The sequence below is a fragment of the Synechococcus sp. BDU 130192 genome (assembly GCF_963876085.1).
In the GTDB taxonomy this organism is placed as follows: Bacteria; Cyanobacteriota; Cyanobacteriia; order Cyanobacteriales; family MRBY01; genus MRBY01.
Window position 1 is genome coordinate 24,788 of sequence record NZ_CAWNNO010000022.1, and the last position, 15,967, is coordinate 40,754.

Annotated in this window: 16 protein-coding genes; 12 read left to right on the forward strand and 4 right to left on the reverse strand. The window is 50.9% G+C overall.

All coding sequences use genetic code 11. The features are described from left to right. The 10 genes from AACT35_RS06890 to AACT35_RS06935 all read left to right on the forward strand — a co-directional run bounded on the left by AACT35_RS06890 (position 1) and on the right by AACT35_RS06935 (position 11,780). Positions 1 to 1,227, forward strand: a complete 1,227-nt coding sequence (locus AACT35_RS06890) for a glycosyltransferase family 4 protein (protein WP_099240163.1) — start codon at positions 1 to 3, stop codon at positions 1,225 to 1,227. 194 nt (positions 1,228 to 1,421) lie between these two features. Next, the gene (locus tag AACT35_RS06895; RefSeq protein ID WP_099240166.1) at positions 1,422 to 2,690 is read left to right on the forward strand and encodes a bifunctional folylpolyglutamate synthase/dihydrofolate synthase; all 1,269 of its coding nucleotides are present in this window, start codon (positions 1,422 to 1,424) and stop codon (positions 2,688 to 2,690) included. Then, a complete protein-coding gene (locus AACT35_RS06900) occupies positions 2,674 to 3,063 on the forward strand; it encodes a hypothetical protein (protein WP_099240168.1) in 390 nt (129 codons plus the stop codon). Before AACT35_RS06895 ends, AACT35_RS06900 begins: the two co-directional genes overlap by 17 nt. A gap of 6 nt (positions 3,064 to 3,069) precedes the next feature. After that, complete coding sequence (locus AACT35_RS06905) at positions 3,070 to 4,020, forward strand: ADP-ribosylglycohydrolase family protein (RefSeq protein WP_099240170.1); 951 nt, start codon at positions 3,070 to 3,072, stop codon at positions 4,018 to 4,020. A gap of 219 nt (positions 4,021 to 4,239) precedes the next feature. After that, a complete protein-coding gene (urtA, locus tag AACT35_RS06910; RefSeq protein WP_012306032.1) occupies positions 4,240 to 5,556 on the forward strand; it encodes an urea ABC transporter substrate-binding protein in 1,317 nt (438 codons plus the stop codon). 99 nt (positions 5,557 to 5,655) lie between these two features. Continuing rightward, positions 5,656 to 6,834 (forward strand): ABC transporter permease, encoded by a 1,179-nt coding sequence (locus AACT35_RS06915; protein ID WP_099240172.1) that lies wholly within the window; start codon positions 5,656 to 5,658, stop codon positions 6,832 to 6,834. 132 nt (positions 6,835 to 6,966) lie between these two features. Further along, positions 6,967 to 8,040, forward strand: coding sequence for an urea ABC transporter permease subunit UrtC (gene urtC, locus AACT35_RS06920; protein WP_254048068.1), 1,074 nt, complete (start codon positions 6,967 to 6,969; stop codon positions 8,038 to 8,040). A gap of 9 nt (positions 8,041 to 8,049) precedes the next feature. Continuing rightward, positions 8,050 to 9,171, forward strand: coding sequence for an urea ABC transporter ATP-binding protein UrtD (urtD, locus tag AACT35_RS06925; protein WP_099240176.1), 1,122 nt, complete (start codon positions 8,050 to 8,052; stop codon positions 9,169 to 9,171). Positions 9,172 to 9,255: 84 nt separating this feature from the next. Beyond that, positions 9,256 to 10,122: an ATP-dependent sacrificial sulfur transferase LarE gene (gene larE / locus AACT35_RS06930; protein ID WP_099240178.1), complete on the forward strand. Its 867-nt coding sequence runs from the start codon at positions 9,256 to 9,258 to the stop codon at positions 10,120 to 10,122. A 20-nt stretch (positions 10,123 to 10,142) separates the two neighbouring features. Next, positions 10,143 to 11,780, forward strand: coding sequence for an ABC transporter substrate-binding protein (locus AACT35_RS06935; RefSeq protein ID WP_173867252.1), 1,638 nt, complete (start codon positions 10,143 to 10,145; stop codon positions 11,778 to 11,780). A 34-nt stretch (positions 11,781 to 11,814) separates the two neighbouring features. Here AACT35_RS06935 and AACT35_RS06940 read toward each other — a convergent pair whose 3' ends face one another. Beyond that, entirely contained in the window at positions 11,815 to 12,063 is a 249-nt protein-coding gene (locus AACT35_RS06940; protein ID WP_062432061.1) for a DUF7219 family protein, read from the reverse strand. 226 nt (positions 12,064 to 12,289) lie between these two features. Further along, on the reverse strand, positions 12,290 to 12,592 hold the full coding sequence (gene rpsN, locus AACT35_RS06945) for a 30S ribosomal protein S14 (protein WP_012306025.1): 303 nt from the start codon (positions 12,590 to 12,592) through the stop codon (positions 12,290 to 12,292). A gap of 165 nt (positions 12,593 to 12,757) precedes the next feature. Here rpsN and tsaB point away from each other — a divergent pair, with 165 nt between their 5' ends. Beyond that, positions 12,758 to 13,393 (forward strand): tRNA (adenosine(37)-N6)-threonylcarbamoyltransferase complex dimerization subunit type 1 TsaB, encoded by a 636-nt coding sequence (tsaB, locus tag AACT35_RS06950; RefSeq protein WP_099240182.1) that lies wholly within the window; start codon positions 12,758 to 12,760, stop codon positions 13,391 to 13,393. After that, on the forward strand, positions 13,321 to 14,013 hold the full coding sequence (locus AACT35_RS06955; RefSeq protein WP_254048054.1) for a TIGR04282 family arsenosugar biosynthesis glycosyltransferase: 693 nt from the start codon (positions 13,321 to 13,323) through the stop codon (positions 14,011 to 14,013). Before tsaB ends, AACT35_RS06955 begins: the two co-directional genes overlap by 73 nt. Here AACT35_RS06955 and AACT35_RS06960 read toward each other — a convergent pair. After that, positions 13,994 to 14,863, reverse strand: coding sequence for a fructosamine kinase family protein (locus tag AACT35_RS06960; RefSeq protein WP_099240186.1), 870 nt, complete (start codon positions 14,861 to 14,863; stop codon positions 13,994 to 13,996). The genes AACT35_RS06955 and AACT35_RS06960 overlap by 20 nt on opposite strands. Positions 14,864 to 14,901: 38 nt before the next feature. Further along, positions 14,902 to 15,783, reverse strand: coding sequence for a glycine--tRNA ligase subunit alpha (gene glyQ, locus AACT35_RS06965; protein ID WP_099240188.1), 882 nt, complete (start codon positions 15,781 to 15,783; stop codon positions 14,902 to 14,904). Positions 15,784 to 15,967 lie beyond the last annotated feature (184 nt).

Sequence of the window (15,967 nt, forward strand, 5' to 3'; positions counted from 1 at the left end):
ATGAACTTAGATGAATTTGACTCTTTGTCACCACATATTTTGATGCTGCATAACCGCTATCAATATACCGGCGGTGAAGATAGCTCTACACAAGCAGAAATAGACATCCTAAAGCAATTTGGACATCAAGTAACTTACATCGAAGAGCATAATGATTGCATTAAACGATTTAGCGCCTTTGATAAATCCAAGCTTTTTTTTACTACCGCTTGGAACCCTAAAAAAGCGCAAGCTCTAAAATCGCAGCTAAAAAATTTTAAGCCTGATATTCTTCACGTTCAGAACTTTTTTCCACTTTTTTCTCCTTCTGTCCATCAAGCCGCTCAATCCCTAAATATTCCTACCGTTCAACACTTGAGAAATTTTCGCCTAGGCTGTCTTAATGCTTCTCTATTTCGAGAAAATCAAGTTTGTGAAGTCTGTATTGGTAAAAATTCCTGGCGAGGCATTGTTTACCGTTGCTACCGAGGGTCATTACCTGGCTCTTTAGCTGTTTGGAATATGATCACAGTCAATCGCTGGCGTAAAACTTGGGAGAAAAATGTTGATGCGTTTATTACCCCTAGCCAGTTCGCCGCTAACAAACTGATTCAAATGGGTATTCCCGGCGACCGCCTCTATGTCAAACCCAACGTTACTGAAGATCCTTTACCCAATCAAATAATTCCAGCATTGCCCAAAAGACCAACCTTTCTCTTTATCGGTCGCCTTTCATCGGAAAAAGGGGTGATGATTCTACTGAAAGCTTGGGAAAAACTGAATCAACCTGAATGGCAACTCAATATTGCTGGCGATGGCCCCCAAAAAGCGGAACTAATGAAATTTGTCCGTGAGCGTGGCTTAACAAACGTCACTTTTCTGGGCCAGCAAACCAAAGAACAAGTGATCGCCGCTGTCCAAAATGCCACTGCGGTACTCGTTCCTTCGCAATGGTACGAAACGTTTGGGCGAGTTGTCATTGAAGCCTTTGCTTGCGGTCGGGCTGCGATTGTCTCTGACTTAGGTGCCCTCGCCGAACTGGTTAAGGATCAGACAACGGGTTTCTTGGTGTCCCATAGTAATATTGATGCCTGGGTTGAACGCTTAGAATGGGCTGGCACACATCCCCTCGAAATTGCAGCAATAGGGCAAAGTGCTCGCTTAGCCTACCAGCAAAACTACACCCCTGAAATCAATTACCAACAAACAATGGATATTTATCAGAGAGTTTTAATGGGGAAATATTGAAACTACTTTCTTTACTTTGTTTTAAAGTATTCCTCCCAAACAGCCAGGCATCTACTAGGGCTTGTCAGTCGGTCTCTGTGAGATCGAGCCAGTAGCGGAGTTCCGTAAAACAGCATTAACCCAGATTTTGGAAATTTCCCATACACAAATCCATTATAGTCTGGGGATATTGTCCCAAATTTTTGAGATTCACTATGAGCCAAGTGGCGATCGCCAATCTCCTTGAAACCTTTGAACGGTTTGGCATTAACCTCGGTTTAACGCGCATTACCCAACTATTGGCGAACCTTGGTCATCCAGAGCGCCAAGTACCGATTCTCCATGTGGCGGGCACCAACGGGAAAGGGTCGGTCTGTGCCTATTTGTCTTCCATTTTGGCGGCGGCGGGCTATCGGGTCGGGCGGTTTACGTCGCCCCATTTGGTGGACTGGACAGAGCGGATTTGTTTGAATAATCAGCCGATGACGTCCGAGCGGTTATTGACGGTTTTGGAACAGGTGAAAGCGGCCATTGATCCCAACCAAGAAACACCGACCCAATTTGAGGTGATTACGGCGGCGGGATTTTTGTATTTCGCCCAGGAACAGGTAGATATTGCCGTGATTGAAGTGGGGTTGGGGGGACGCTTGGACTCGACGAATGTTTGCGATCGCCCCCTCGTTTCTGTCATTACCTCCATCGGCATGGATCACTGGCAGCGCTTAGGTAACAGCTTAGATAAAATTGCCGGGGAGAAAGCGGGCATTTTAAAACAAGATTGTCCGGCGGTGATTGGGGAAGTGCCGGAGATCGCGGCGCAAGTGATTCGTGAAAAAATCAGTGAGTTAAATTGTCCAGCCACCTGGATTCAATCCGCCCAAGCCATTTATCCCCCTTCAGAAGGAAGACAGAGGGGGAGGATAGCGAAATACGGTGAATTTGAATATTTTTTGCCACTTTTAGGGGATATTCAACTTCATAATTCGGCGATCGCCATTGAAACTATTTATGCGTTGCGCAAACAAGGTTGGCAAATTTCCGATCAACAATTGCGCGATGGCCTTGCGAAAACTCGCTGGGCGGGACGCATTGAATGGCACCAATGGCAGGGGCAAAAAACTCTCATTGATGGTGCCCATAATGGTGTGGCGGCGGCGGAATTACGCAAATATGTAGACACCCTCCCCCAACCCGTCACTTGGGTCATGGGAATGCTCTCGACCAAGGATCACCAAAATGTCCTTCAAGCCCTCCTGCGAGACGGGGATCACTTGCATCTCGTACCAGTGGGGGGCCATAGCAGCGCCGATCCCCAGAGTTTGGCAATGTTGGCCCAGGTGATTTGTCCGGCCCTCGCCTCCTGTCAAACCCATGAAACCTTATCTGAAGCCCTTGATCAGGCGATCGCCACCCCCCACACTAGGGTGTTATGTGGTTCGTTGTATCTTTTGGGAGAATTTCTGACTTATGCAGCCAAAATTTAAAACCCGTAAAGCTTGGAATCAGGCCGAAATGCTGCTCCAACCGGCCTTTATTCGGGTCGTCGATAACTTCCGTGCCCAGTTAGAAGATTCCCCCTGGGCTGGGGAGTACGAAGACATCCAAGACCCCTACCCTGGCTATGTTTTGCGCCTCAAGAAAGACCACATCGAAACGACGGTTAATATCTGGGATCTCTGTTACCAGATCTGTTTTGTTGCCTATCCCACCGCAGCCCTCGTGGAAAATGGCTGCACCGTGGAAATCGATGAAACCCTGTTCGAGACGTCCGGGGCCGTAGATTGGCAAAAACTGGAAGCGAAAACCCAACAGTTGATCCACAATATGTTTGAGCAATTTGATCACTTAGGGGGGTAATCATTGATGGTTACGCAAGCGCAGATTCACGGGGGATTATTGGGGCTTTGTGTGGGGGATGCCCTGGGCGTGCCTGTGGAATTTTCTGAGCGCCGCACCCGACAGCGGGATCCTGTGACAAGGATGCGGGGCTATGGCACCTACAATCAACCCCCTGGCACCTGGTCGGATGATAGTTCCCTCACTTTTTGTCTGGCCGAGGCGATCGCCGAAGTGGGTCTAGGCGAAGAACTCCCCGAACATCTGGGCCGTAAGATGGGTCTTTGGCTTAAGGAAGCTTACTGGACACCCCACGGCGAAACCTTTGATGTGGGCAACACGACTGCCGCCGCAATTCATCAAATTTTAGCGGGCATCAATCCCCTGGAAGCAGGTGGAATCGGGGAGCGGAGTAATGGCAATGGCTCCTTAATGCGTATTTTGCCCCTTGCCTTTTGTGGTGAGCGACTGCCCTATGCCGATCTCTTGGATCTCGTGCACAACATTTCCTACCTGACCCACCGTCATCCCCGGTCCCTCATTGCCTGTGGTGTGTATATTTCCATTGCCCTGGAACTGTTGCAGGGGAAAAGAATTGAAACTGCCTACCAACAGGGAGTACAGCGGGCCGAAGAGTTTTACCGCGATTCCATCTACAAGCCGGAACTCAGCCACTACCAGCGTATTTTTGACGGAAATTTAGCAACATTGCCCATCCATGAGCTTCAATCGAGCGGTTATGTCGTCTATGCCCTCGAAGCCGCCCTCTGGTGTTGTTTAAACCATGATAACTATCAGGATACGGTGCTCGCGGCGGTGAATTTGGGGGATGACACCGATACCACAGCGGCGATCGCCGGCGGTTTAGCCGGACTTTACTACGGCCTCGACAATATTCCCCCTGATTGGCTGGCGCAAATTCCCCGGCGGGATGACATTCTCCAGTTAGGCGATCGCCTCTTCAGGGCTATCCGCTGACCGAGCAGGGACAAGCAGTCCATTTTCTTTAATGTAAAGTTAAATTAATTCTTCTCCATTAACAAACCCTTGAATCAAGCGCATCGGCACTTTGTATCAAGTGTCACATTTTTTTAGGGGCGGGACTTTTACACTGCAAAGCTTAAACACGACTTAAACTTTTAAGCTTCTTTCCTCCCACACACTATCCCAAAGCCCCTTGAGAAAATCGCATTAACCATGAGTAATCTCGGAAGACGTAAATTTATTCTCTACAGTTCCGCCGCCCTCGGTTCCAGTATTCTCCTCAAAGCCTGCGGCCAACCCACAGAAACCCCTGATACCCCCGATAGTGGCAGCACAACCTCAACCCCCAGTGGTGACACGATCAAAGTTGGCATTCTCCACTCCCTCAGTGGCACCATGGCCATTAGTGAAACCACCGTGGTCGAAGCTGAACAACTCGCCATCAAAGAAATTAATGCCGCCGGTGGCATCGATGGCAAACAAATTGAAGCCATTGTCGAAGATGGTGCCTCCGACTGGGATGTCTTCAAAGAAAAGGCCGAAAAACTCATTGACCAAGATGGTGTCGCCGTCGTCTTTGGCTGCTGGACTTCCGCCAGCCGAAAAGCAGTTAAAGATGTCTTTGAAGCAAAAGACCACATGCTGTTCTACCCTGTCCAGTACGAAGGCCAGGAATGCTCCAAAAACATTTTCTACACTGGGGCCGCCCCGAACCAACAAATCGAGCCCGCTGTGGATTGGCTCCTCGAAAATAAGGGCACAGAATTTTTCCTCGTGGGTTCTGACTATGTATTCCCCAGAACCGCGAACACCATTATCAAAGCCCAGTTAGAAGCCAAAGGTGGCACCACGGTCGGCGAAGACTATCTCCCCCTCGGTAACACTGAAGTGACGCCGATTATCACCAAAATCAAAGCAGCGCTTCCCAATGGCGGCGTGATTTTCAATAGCTTGAACGGTGACAGTAACGTTGCGTTCTTCAAACAAATTCGTGATGCGGGCCTCACCCCGGAGCAATATCCGGTCATGTCGGTGTCGATCGCCGAAGAAGAAGTCCGTCAAATTGGCCCTGAATATCTCACGGGTCACTATGCGTCTTGGAACTACTTCCAAACCGTAGAAACTCCCGAAAATGAAAAGTGGGTGGCAGACTTTAAGGCGGAATACGGTGAAGACCGGGTGACCAATGACCCCATGGAAGCGGCCTACATCATGGTCTATATCTGGAAGCAGGCGGTAGAAGCGGCGATCGCCAATGGGGCGACCGATGCCTATGACCTCGAAGCCGTGCGGAGTGCCGCCATTGGTCAAGAATTTGCGGCTCCCGAAGGCCCGGTGACGATGAATGTTAACCACCACCTCTCAAAGACCGTGCGCATCGGCCAAGTACGGGAAGACGGGATGTTTGACATCGTCTGGGAAACCGACGGCCCCATCGCCCCCCAAGCCTGGAACCAGTATGTTGAATCCACCAAAGGATTTGCCTGTGACTGGAGCGACCCCACAAAGGGTGAAAAATATGCAATCTAGGGTTTAACGCCCAGATGTTTTCCGGGAAAGCTGGGATTCCGCCCTACAGAATCCGGCTTTCTCGCGGTTTTATTGCGCGTATTGTGGTGGGTTTGCCCTGTGACAGAACTTCTAATCGGTATTTTTAACGGAGTCAGCATTGGCTCTGTGCTTTTGGTTTCGGCCTTGGGTTTGGCGATCGCCTTTGGTTTGATGGGGGTGATCAACCTGGCCCATGGCGAATTAATGATGCTGGGCGCCTACACAACCTTTGTGGTCCAAAATGTATTCCGGGGGTTCGGGGAACCTTTTTTTAATCTCTACATTATCTTTGCGATTCCCCTGGCTTTTTTTGTCGCCGCCGCAGTGGGCTTTGGCCTAGAGCGGGGCGTAATCCGCTATCTCTATGGCCGTCCCCTAGAAACCCTCTTGGCCACCTGGGGAGTCAGCCTAATTTTGCAGCAGTTTGTCCGCAGTGTGAACTGGGCGATCGCCTTCGGGGTCATTGCCTTTCTCCTTAAAGATGTGATCCGCTGGGCCGTGCTCCAAGCTTTAAATCTCGCCAAGATCCAATCTGCGACCCTAAAAACATGGCTGGATAAATTAAACGTGGTTGCCGCCTTTGCCCTTGGTTTTGGGGTGATTTTCGCGGTCAATCTGACGAAAAATGACGCCCTCACAAAGCCGTGGTTTAGTGCCCGAAATGTGGATGTGACTGCGCCCAAATGGCTCCAGGGGGGACTTTCCCTGGGTTCCGCCCAACTGCCCTACAGCCGCATTTTTATCATCGTCTTGACCCTGATCTGTCTGGGGGCAATGTACTGGTTTTTGAACAAATCCAACTGGGGCCTCCGAATCCGTGCCGTCACCCAAAACCGCGAAATGAGTTCCTGTTTGGGGATTCCTACCGCCCGCGTTGATGCTTTGACCTTTGCCCTGGGGTCGGGTTTAGCCGGGATTGCCGGAGTGGCGATCGCCCTGTTGGGTTCCGTCGGGCCAAATACCGGCCAAAACTACATCGTCGATGCCTTTATGGTGGTGGTCGTTGGTGGCGTTGGTAATTTGCTTGGTACCATTTTGGCGGCCCTCGGTTTGGGGATTATCAACTATCTCATCGGTTCTGGCACATTTGTTACCGTTTTTACCTCCCTCCAAGCCCCACAATTTCTCTTGGATTTGGCCACTTTTTTTGCCACCACCAGTATGGCGAAGGTGATGACCTTTGTGATTATTATCGGCTTCCTCCAGTTCCGGCCTGCGGGTCTCTTCCCGCCGAAAGGCAGAACCGCAGAACTATAAGCCCTTTTTCCGATAGCCCAGCCCATAAACAGCACCATGAATGTAGGTTTAACCCGACGTGACCAGCGCAAACAACAGCGCACCAAACTTCTCATTGAGGGAGCAATCATCCTTGCTCTGGTGATCATTACGATGGTCATCTTGCCCTTGATTTTGCCGGAATTTCGCCTCAAACTCGTGGGGCGTTTTCTCTCCATGGCGATCGTCGCCCTGGGGATCGACCTCATTTGGGGCTACACTGGCTTGCTCAGTCTTGGCCAAGGGATTTTCTTTGCCCTCGGTGGCTATGCCCTGGCGATGCACCTCAGTTTGCAACTGCCTGATGGTGCCATTCCGGAATTTTTTATGCTCTATGGCGTCGAAAAATTACCCCTCTTTTGGCAGCCTTTTTACTCGCTACCCCTGACTCTGATTGCCATGGTGCTGGTGCCGGGGATCGTTGCAGGGATCTTGGGCTATCTCGTCTTTCGCAATCGCATTAAGGGGGTTTATTTTTCGATCATCACCCAGGCGGCCTTGTTGGTCTTTTTCAATTTTTTTAATGGTCAGCAAAAACTGATCAACGGCACCAACGGTCTCAAAACAGATACCGCTGTTTTCCTAGGGCAGCGGGTCGGGGATTCAGGGATTCAGCTGCTGTTTTATGAAACAACGATTGTCGCCTTGCTGTTGGTTTATCTCCTTTGTCGCTGGCTGACGAGTGGTCGCTTTGGCCGGATGTTAATCGCCATTCGGGATGATGAAACGCGGGTGCGGTTTACGGGCTACGATCCCACCTGGTTTAAGGTCGTTGTTTTTGCGATCGCCGGGGCGATCGCCGGAATTTCCGGAGCCCTTTATACGGTGCAAAGTGGGATTATCACGCCGAACTACATGGAAGTGGCCTTTTCCATTGAGATGGTGATCTCCGTGGCAGTGGGGGGCCGGGCGACCCTGATCGGCGCAATTATTGGCACAATTTTGGTCAATTTTGCCCGCATTTATTTGAGTGAAAGCTTCCCAGAAATTTGGCTGTTTTTCCAAGGGGCGTTGTTTTTAATCGTGGTGACGGTGCTCCCCGATGGCATTGTGGGCTGGGTGCGGGACGTTCTCTGGGTCAAGGTGGCCCGTCTGTGGGGGATCGGACAACCAGTGAGTTATCCGGCGATCGCCGACGATCCCGATGTGCAAAATATCCAAGAAGACCAATTAGTGACAAAGGAGTAGGGCGAGGCCATGGAAAATATCTTGGAAATTGAGAATTTGACCGTCAACTTCGATGGCTTTAAAGCCCTCAATAACCTCACCTTCCGCATGGGTAAAGGGGAGCTACGGGTGATCATTGGCCCCAATGGTGCGGGGAAAACTACGTTTTTAGATGTAATCACCGGCAAGGTTAAACCCACCACAGGCAAAGTCAAATTTAAAGGCAAAACCATCAGCGGTCTCCCGGAACATAAAGTGGCCCGCCTCGGCATTGGTCGCAAATTTCAAACGCCTCGGGTCTACCAAAATTTAACGGTACGCGAAAACCTAGACCTCGCCTGTAATCGCCACAAAAATGTTTTACCGACTCTTTTTGGGGGAACCAAGGCCACGGAAAGAACCCAAACCCTAAGTCTTTTAGAAACCATTGGCCTTACCGAAAAAGCCGATATCCAAGCGGCCTGGTTAGCCCATGGGGAAAAACAGCGTTTAGAAATTGGTATGCTCGTGGCCCAGTCTCCGGATCTGTTGCTGGTGGACGAACCCGTGGCGGGCTTGACCGATGAGGAAACGGAAAATGTCGGTAATTTACTCCTCGCCCTCGCCGAAAGCCATTCCCTGATCGTGATTGAACATGATATGGAGTTTGTGCGCCAGATTGCGCGGCAAGTAACGGTACTGCACCAGGGTTCTGTGCTCTGTGAAGGCAACATGAATCAGGTACAGAACGACCCCAAAGTGATTGAGGTTTATCTGGGTGAAGCGCCCACCGTCACACCGGAGCAAATGAACCTGATTCGCATCGCCGCGAGTATGGCCTGGGCCGATGGCAACTTTGCCCCAGAGCAGAAACAGGTGATCTTCAGTCGCCTGAGTGAGCAATTTACCAACGACAGTCAGCACCAGGCGCAACTGCAAGGGGAACTGGAAAATTATCTGGCAAGCAATCTGCCCCTAGAGCAGTTGACAGATACCCTAACCACGGAGAACGAAAAAATTACCGCCCTAAAGCTCAGTTATGAGGTCATTCGGGCCAATGGGGTCAATGAACTAGAGAGCATTGTCTACCAGCAACTCCTGGGGCAATTGGGGCTTCCTCTGGAGATGGTGCGGGAAATCGAGGCCGAGATTGATCAAGTCTATGGTGGCTAGGGAGATGGCGATCGCCTTGGGGCCAAAAGCACCAAAGCAATCTGTTAAGATCCCAGGCTAAACCTTCAGTGAACGCGGCGATCCATGGCTTGGCAAGAAAAACTCACGGCACTGCAACATTTTTTCGAGGCAACGGAACGGGCTTTAATTGCCTACTCTGGGGGCATTGACAGCACTCTGGTGGCCAAGGTAGCCCACGATGTTTTGGGCGATCGCGCCGTGGCGGTGACTGCCGTTTCGCCATCCCTGTTACCCGAAGAACTCGAAGCGGCGATCGCCCAGGCGAAAACCATTGGCATTGTCCATGAACAGGTGGAAACCCACGAAATGGACAACCCTAATTACGTCAGCAATCCGGCCAATCGCTGCTATTTTTGCAAAAGCGAACTCCACGACACCCTTAAACCCCTGGCCCTAGAACGGGGCTATCCCTACGTCATTGACGGGGTTAATGCCGATGATCTTCAGGACTATCGTCCCGGGATCCAAGCGGCTCAGGAACGGGGGGCGCGATCGCCTTTGGCAGAGGTGGGGATCACGAAATTAGAAGTGCGGGAAATTTCCAAACAGTTGGGGTTGCCCTGGTGGGATAAACCCGCGCAACCTTGCCTCAGTTCGCGGTTTCCCTATGGTGAACTGATCACCACCGAAAAACTCCAGCGGGTCGGTCGTTGTGAAGTTTATCTACGGCGTTTGGGCTGGCGATCGCTGCGGGTGCGTTCCCAGGGTGATACCGCTCGCATTGAGTTGCCCCCCGAACAAATTCGGGATTTTGTCGTCCAGGTAGATCTCGATGTCTTGGTCAAAACGTTCCAAGACTACGGGTTTCTGTACGTCACCCTAGACCTCGAGGGCTACCGCAGTGGCAAGCTGAACCAAGTCCTCGATCCCCAAACCCGGTCTGCCCAACAATATTCGGGGTCAAATCCCGCTATGATCAAATCCACCTAGTCCTGTTGTCCAAAAGCACTATGATCCATTCCCGGCAATTTTATTCTGTAGCGGCGATCGCCCTTTGTTTTGGTTCCCTTCTGGTGAGCTGTAATCCCAATCCCAACGGCACCACTCCCAACAGCGAAACGACCACCATTAGCGCCGATGTCAATAATCGTTTGGCCCTGGGCACCACCGCCAAACCCCGCACCATCGATCCCGCCGATAGCTACGAAATTGCCGGTTTAAATATCATCTACAACGTCACCGAAAGTCTCTACACCTACGAAATCGGGACCACGGAGATCAAACCCCTCCTGGCCGCAGATCTGCCCACCATTAGCGACGATGGCCTCACCTATACGATTCCCCTGCGGGAGGGCGTCACTTTCCACGATGGCGAACCTTTTAACGCGGCGGCGATGAAATTTTCTTTAGATCGCTTCATGGAAAACAAAGGGAAACCTTCCTTTTTACTAGGGGACATCATCGAGAATATCGAAGCGACCGGGGAATATGAACTGACCATTACCCTCAAGCAACCCTTTGCTGCGTTTCCTGCATTATTGGCCTTTGCTGGGGCTAGTGCTGTTTCCCCCGCGGCCTACGAAATCGGCGAAGGTGCCTTTAACCCCAGTCAACTGGTGGGCACTGGCCCCTACAAGCTAACGGCCTTTACGAGCGACACCATTACCCTCGACCGCAATGACGATTACTGGGGCGAGACCGCGAAGAATGCCGGAGTTGATATCCAAATTTTTAATAGTAATGCCGCCAATTTATTTAATGCGCTCCAGACGGGGGCCGTGGATATCGCCTACCAATCTCTGGAGCCGGAACAGGTGAGTAATCTCCTCCGGGAGGCAGAAAGCGGCGAAATTCAAGCCCTAGAAGCAGAGGGAACAGCGGTGAATTTTATGGTGCTAAACCGTAACCAAGCCCCCCTCGATCAGCTCGAAGTCCGCCAGGCGATCGCCGCTCTCCTCGACCGCAACCTGATTAACGAACGGGTACTCAATGGTCAGGCTGATCCCCTCTATAGTTTGATTCCGACTTCTTTTCCGGCTTCGCAGCCCTTGTTCCAAACCACCTATGGTGATGCCAACATTGAACAGGCCAAAACTCTCCTCACCGAAGCGGGCTTTACCCCAGAAAATCCGGCTGTAATTCCCCTGTGGTACCCATCCGGCTCCACCACCCGTGGCATTATCGCCACAACCCTAAGGGAGTATGCCAACCGCGAACTGGGCGGATTGTTGCAATTTGAACCCAGCAGTGTGGAAGGGGCGACCTTTTTCCAAAATATTGCCCAGGGGATTTATCCGGCGGCTTTGGGGAACTGGTACCCGGACTTTTTAGATGCGGATAATTACATTCATCCCCTTTTGAATTGTGAGGTGGGATCGCCAGAAACGGGCTGTGAATCGGGGGGTGCGCAAAACCAAGGGTCTTTTTATTGGAATGAAGCGATGAACCAATTAATTGATGCCCAACGAACCGAAACTGACCCAACAAAACGCCTCGAAATTTTTACGCAAATCCAAGAACAAATGGTGGCAGATGTGCCCTATATTCCCATTTGGCAAGGGAAAGAATATGTTTTTGCCCAGGCTAATATTCAAGGTTTGGCCGTAAACCCGAGCCAAAGTTTACCTCTCTGGCTGGTGGAAAAGTAGCGAAAAGATCGCCAATATTATTCCCCAAAAAAGACTAAGCTTTGTTCTCCTCATCGGGGAGTTCAAGGCTTTTGCGGGTACTTTTGAGGGTTTTCCAAAGGTTTTTAATTTCTTGATAGGCTTGCTGTGATGAAATTTTGCCGTTCGTTTCTAAGTTGCAGATAAAATTTACCCGCTGGGCAAACTCCTGTAGGTTGGCATTAAAGAGGACTTTCTCCATTTTGAATTCGCCTCGGTAGCTCTCAATGGGAAATAGAAATTTTTCTTTTTCGGATTCAGACATGGCGATCGCCTTAGGTAACTCCAATGAGGTTTGAATCAATACAAAACACCAAGAGACGCCTCTAGTGTAACGAAAGAATTTCTTCAGGGGAGGTGACAATTGCTGCTTTTTTGAAAATTGCCCCCCGCCTCTCGCCACAAAAAAAGGTAAAGCTAAGCCTTACCTCGAAAAAAAATATAAAAAATAATCGCTAAATTGTCTTAACCCTTGGGGCCGAGACCAGTCACTACCAACTGGATTTGACCACACCGGGGAGCAAGCCTTGGTGAGCCCAATCCCGGAGTACGTTGCGGCACAGACCAAAGTCACGGTAGTAGCTGCGGGGTCTGCCGGTAATTTGGCAACGGTTGCGCATCCGGGTCGGAGAGCTGTTGCGGGGAAGATTCTGGATTTTGCGGTGGATTTCGAGTTTTTCGAGGGGATCAGCTGCGTTGTTGAAAGCTTCCTTAAGGGCAGCTCTTTTTGCGGCGTATTTTGCCACCATGCGAGCACGTTTCTTGTCGCGCTCAATCATTGATTTCTTGGCCATGAAATTTAGTCTAAAAATTCTATATAAAGACAGCATTTTCTATCATAGCTTAAATGGCCAAAATTCCTAATCCCTAAGGCTAAATTTACTGGGCTACCGTTGGGTAATCGGCAGGCGATCGCCTAGAATGAAAGGCCTGTTATTTGTGGCAATTTGCAGACATCTATGGCGATCGCACCGGAGCCCACCTTGGGTTTAGCACTCCACACCACAACTCCCCAGTTAGGGCTGAGTTTACGGAACTTGGTCACAGGGGAACAACGCACGGCCCTGTGGGAACTGGGACGGGATTTATCGGCCCAACTCCATTGCTATCTCCAGGAGTTTATCCAGCCCCATGCTTGGCAAGACATCGCTTTTTTAGGGGTGACAAAGGGGCCTGGTGGCTTTACGGGTACCCGCTTGGGGGTTGTCACGGCCCGCACCCTCGCCCAACAGTTAAACATTCCCCTCTATGGCATCTCGACCTTAGCGGCAATCGCTTTTCGGAACCGAGAAAATTGTCTGGGTCAAACGGTGGCTGTGGCTTTGCCAGCGCGACGGGGCGCAGTCTTTGGGGCCATTTATCAAATCACTGCGACAGGGGCGATCGCCCTCGTGCCGGATCAGTTATTTACCCCCACGGCCTGGGCAGATTGTCAGGGCAATTTTCCTGATTTGCAGGTGATCGATCCCCCAGAAACGATTGGTGATACTGTGACTGAAGTTTTAAGCCTTGCCCAATCCCAATGGCAAGCAGACCCCCAGGGGCCTTGGGGCGCGGTGGTACCGTTCTATGGGCAACACCCCGTTTATCAGTAATGTGTCACAACGCTGCGCATCTCATTATCTTCACCCGCTACCCGGTGCCGGGCCAGACAAAAACCCGTTTAATTCCTGCTTTAGGGGCGGAAGGGGCCGCAACCCTACAACGCCACCTGACGGAACATACCCTGAAAACCGTAGAAGTTTTGAAAAATATCGAGATTTCGATTTACTTTTCCGGTGGTACAACGACCCAAATGGCAGCCTGGCTGGGGAAACAGTGGCATTATCAAGCGCAACAGGGCCAAGATTTAGGCGATCGCCTGATTCATGCTTTTCAAACCAGTGAACAACAAGGTTATGACAAAACCGTGGTGATTGGTATCGACTGCCCAAGCATTACCGATGAAATTCTCGCAGCGGCCTTTGATAAACTCGATGCGGCTGAAGTTGTCCTTGGCCCAGCAGTAGACGGTGGTTATTATCTGATTGGTCTGCGCCAAAATATTGCTGCTCTCTTTACAAAAATGCCCTGGGGTACAGCTCAAGTTTTCTCGGAAACCGAGGCCCGCTGCCAGCAATTAAATCTAAGCCTTGCCTTACTGCCAATACTCCAGGACATTGACGAACCCACCGATCTCAGGGTTTGGGACAACCTTAAAAAAGCTGCTGAATAATTCGCTTGGCCTGGTTGCCATAGCCCCCACCAAATAAATTGAAGTGATTGAGCACGTGATAGAGGTTGTATAAATCGCGGCGATCGCCATAGCCAGAATCCAGGGGCCAAGCCTCGTTATAGCCCTGGTAAAAACGTCCCGGAAAGCCACCAAATAGTTCTGTCATCGCAATATCCACTTCGCGATCGCCATAGTAGGCCGCCGGATCAAAAATAATCGGTTCTCCCTGGGCCGTCACTGCGGCATTCCCTGACCAAAGATCCCCGTGGACGAGGGAAGGCTGGGGCTGATGATCCCGCAAAATTCGCCGTACCCCCTCGATGATCCGCTGTGGCTCCGGAAAATCGCCCCCTTTTCGCCTCGCAAGACGCAGTTGATAACCAAGGCGTTGTTCCGCCCAAAATTCAGCCCAATTGCTTTGCCAGTCATTCATTTGGGGCGTAGAACCAATGGTGTTGGGGCGATCCCAGCCAAATTTTTCCGCCGTACCCCGACGGTGAAGTTCTGCGAAGTGGCGGCCCATAGCTTGCCAAGCCTCACCACTACCACCACCAAGGTCGATCCATTCCAGGACGATATAACTATTACTCTCGGTTTCCCCCCAACAGATGGGCTTTGGAACACGGATAGTTTGGGTTGCGCCCATTTGCTGGAGGGCCAAGGCTTCTGCGGCGAACATTGCCGTCTGATTCGGACGATTCAGCTTCACAAAATACCGCTGGCCAAAGCCTGCCAAACAGTAGCCCTGGTTAATACAGCCGCCCCCCACGGAACGCTGCTGTTCGAGGGTAAACGGTTGGCCCGTGGTTGCCGCAATGTGCTCGGCAATGGCCCCTAGGGAAGTACGCATCGCAATACCTCAATTCGTCGGCGGAGTCTATCTCCAGCTTAGGCGATCGCCTTTTGTAACGGAAAGCCCAATTCTTCCCGTTGGGCAAGGTAAAGGTGGGCCACCTGGCGGGCCATGTGACGAATCCGCCCAATGTAACGGGTACGTTCGGCCACGGCAATCACTCCCCGCGCATCGAGTAAATTAAAGGTGTGGGAACATTTCAGCACATAATCAAGGCTCGGCATCACCAACCCTTTCTCAATCAGTTGTTGGGCTTCTGCTTCGTAGAGCGAGAATAGCTGAAACAACATTTCCGGATTAGACGCTTCAAAATTGTAGGTGCATTGCTCAATTTCACTTTGCAGGAAAATATCTCCGTAGCTGGTGGTCTCATTCCAGCGGATCTTGGTGATCGCATCCACTTCCTGGAGGTACATTGCCAGGCGTTCTAGGCCGTAGGTGATTTCAATACAAACCGGGCGACAGTCAAGGCCACCACATTGTTGAAAGTAGGTAAATTGGGTGATTTCCATGCCATCAAGCCACACTTCCCAGCCCACGCCCCAGGCACCGAGGGTCGGCGACTCCCAGTTATCTTCTACAAAGCGGATATCATGATCTTCCGGCTGAATCCCTAGGGCTTTGAGGGAGTCTAAATAAATCTCTTGAATGTTGTCCGGTGACGGTTTGATGATCACCTGGTACTGGAAATAATGCTGTACCCGGTTGGGGTTTTCACCGTAGCGGCCATCGGTAGGGCGACGGCAAGGTTCGACATAGGCAACAGACCAAGGTTCAGGGCCAATCGCCCGCAAAAAAGTGTGATGGTTCATGGTGCCGGCCCCTTTTTCGGTGTCGTAGGGCTGGGCAATTAGACAACCACGATCCTGCCAAAATTGATTGAGGGTGGCGATGATTTCTTGAAAATTTAACGACACGCTATTTTGCCTCGAACACTTGCTAGGAAATGGACAGAATATAGATTTTGTTCCCTAATGAAGATATCACAAGACTTCTACCCCTGTGGCGTCCTGGTTTCAGGGAAGCGGCTTCGCAACCACGACAAAAATCCCCATTATGGATAGCGCCGGGGCACACACAGAAAATGGGGATTACCAGGGG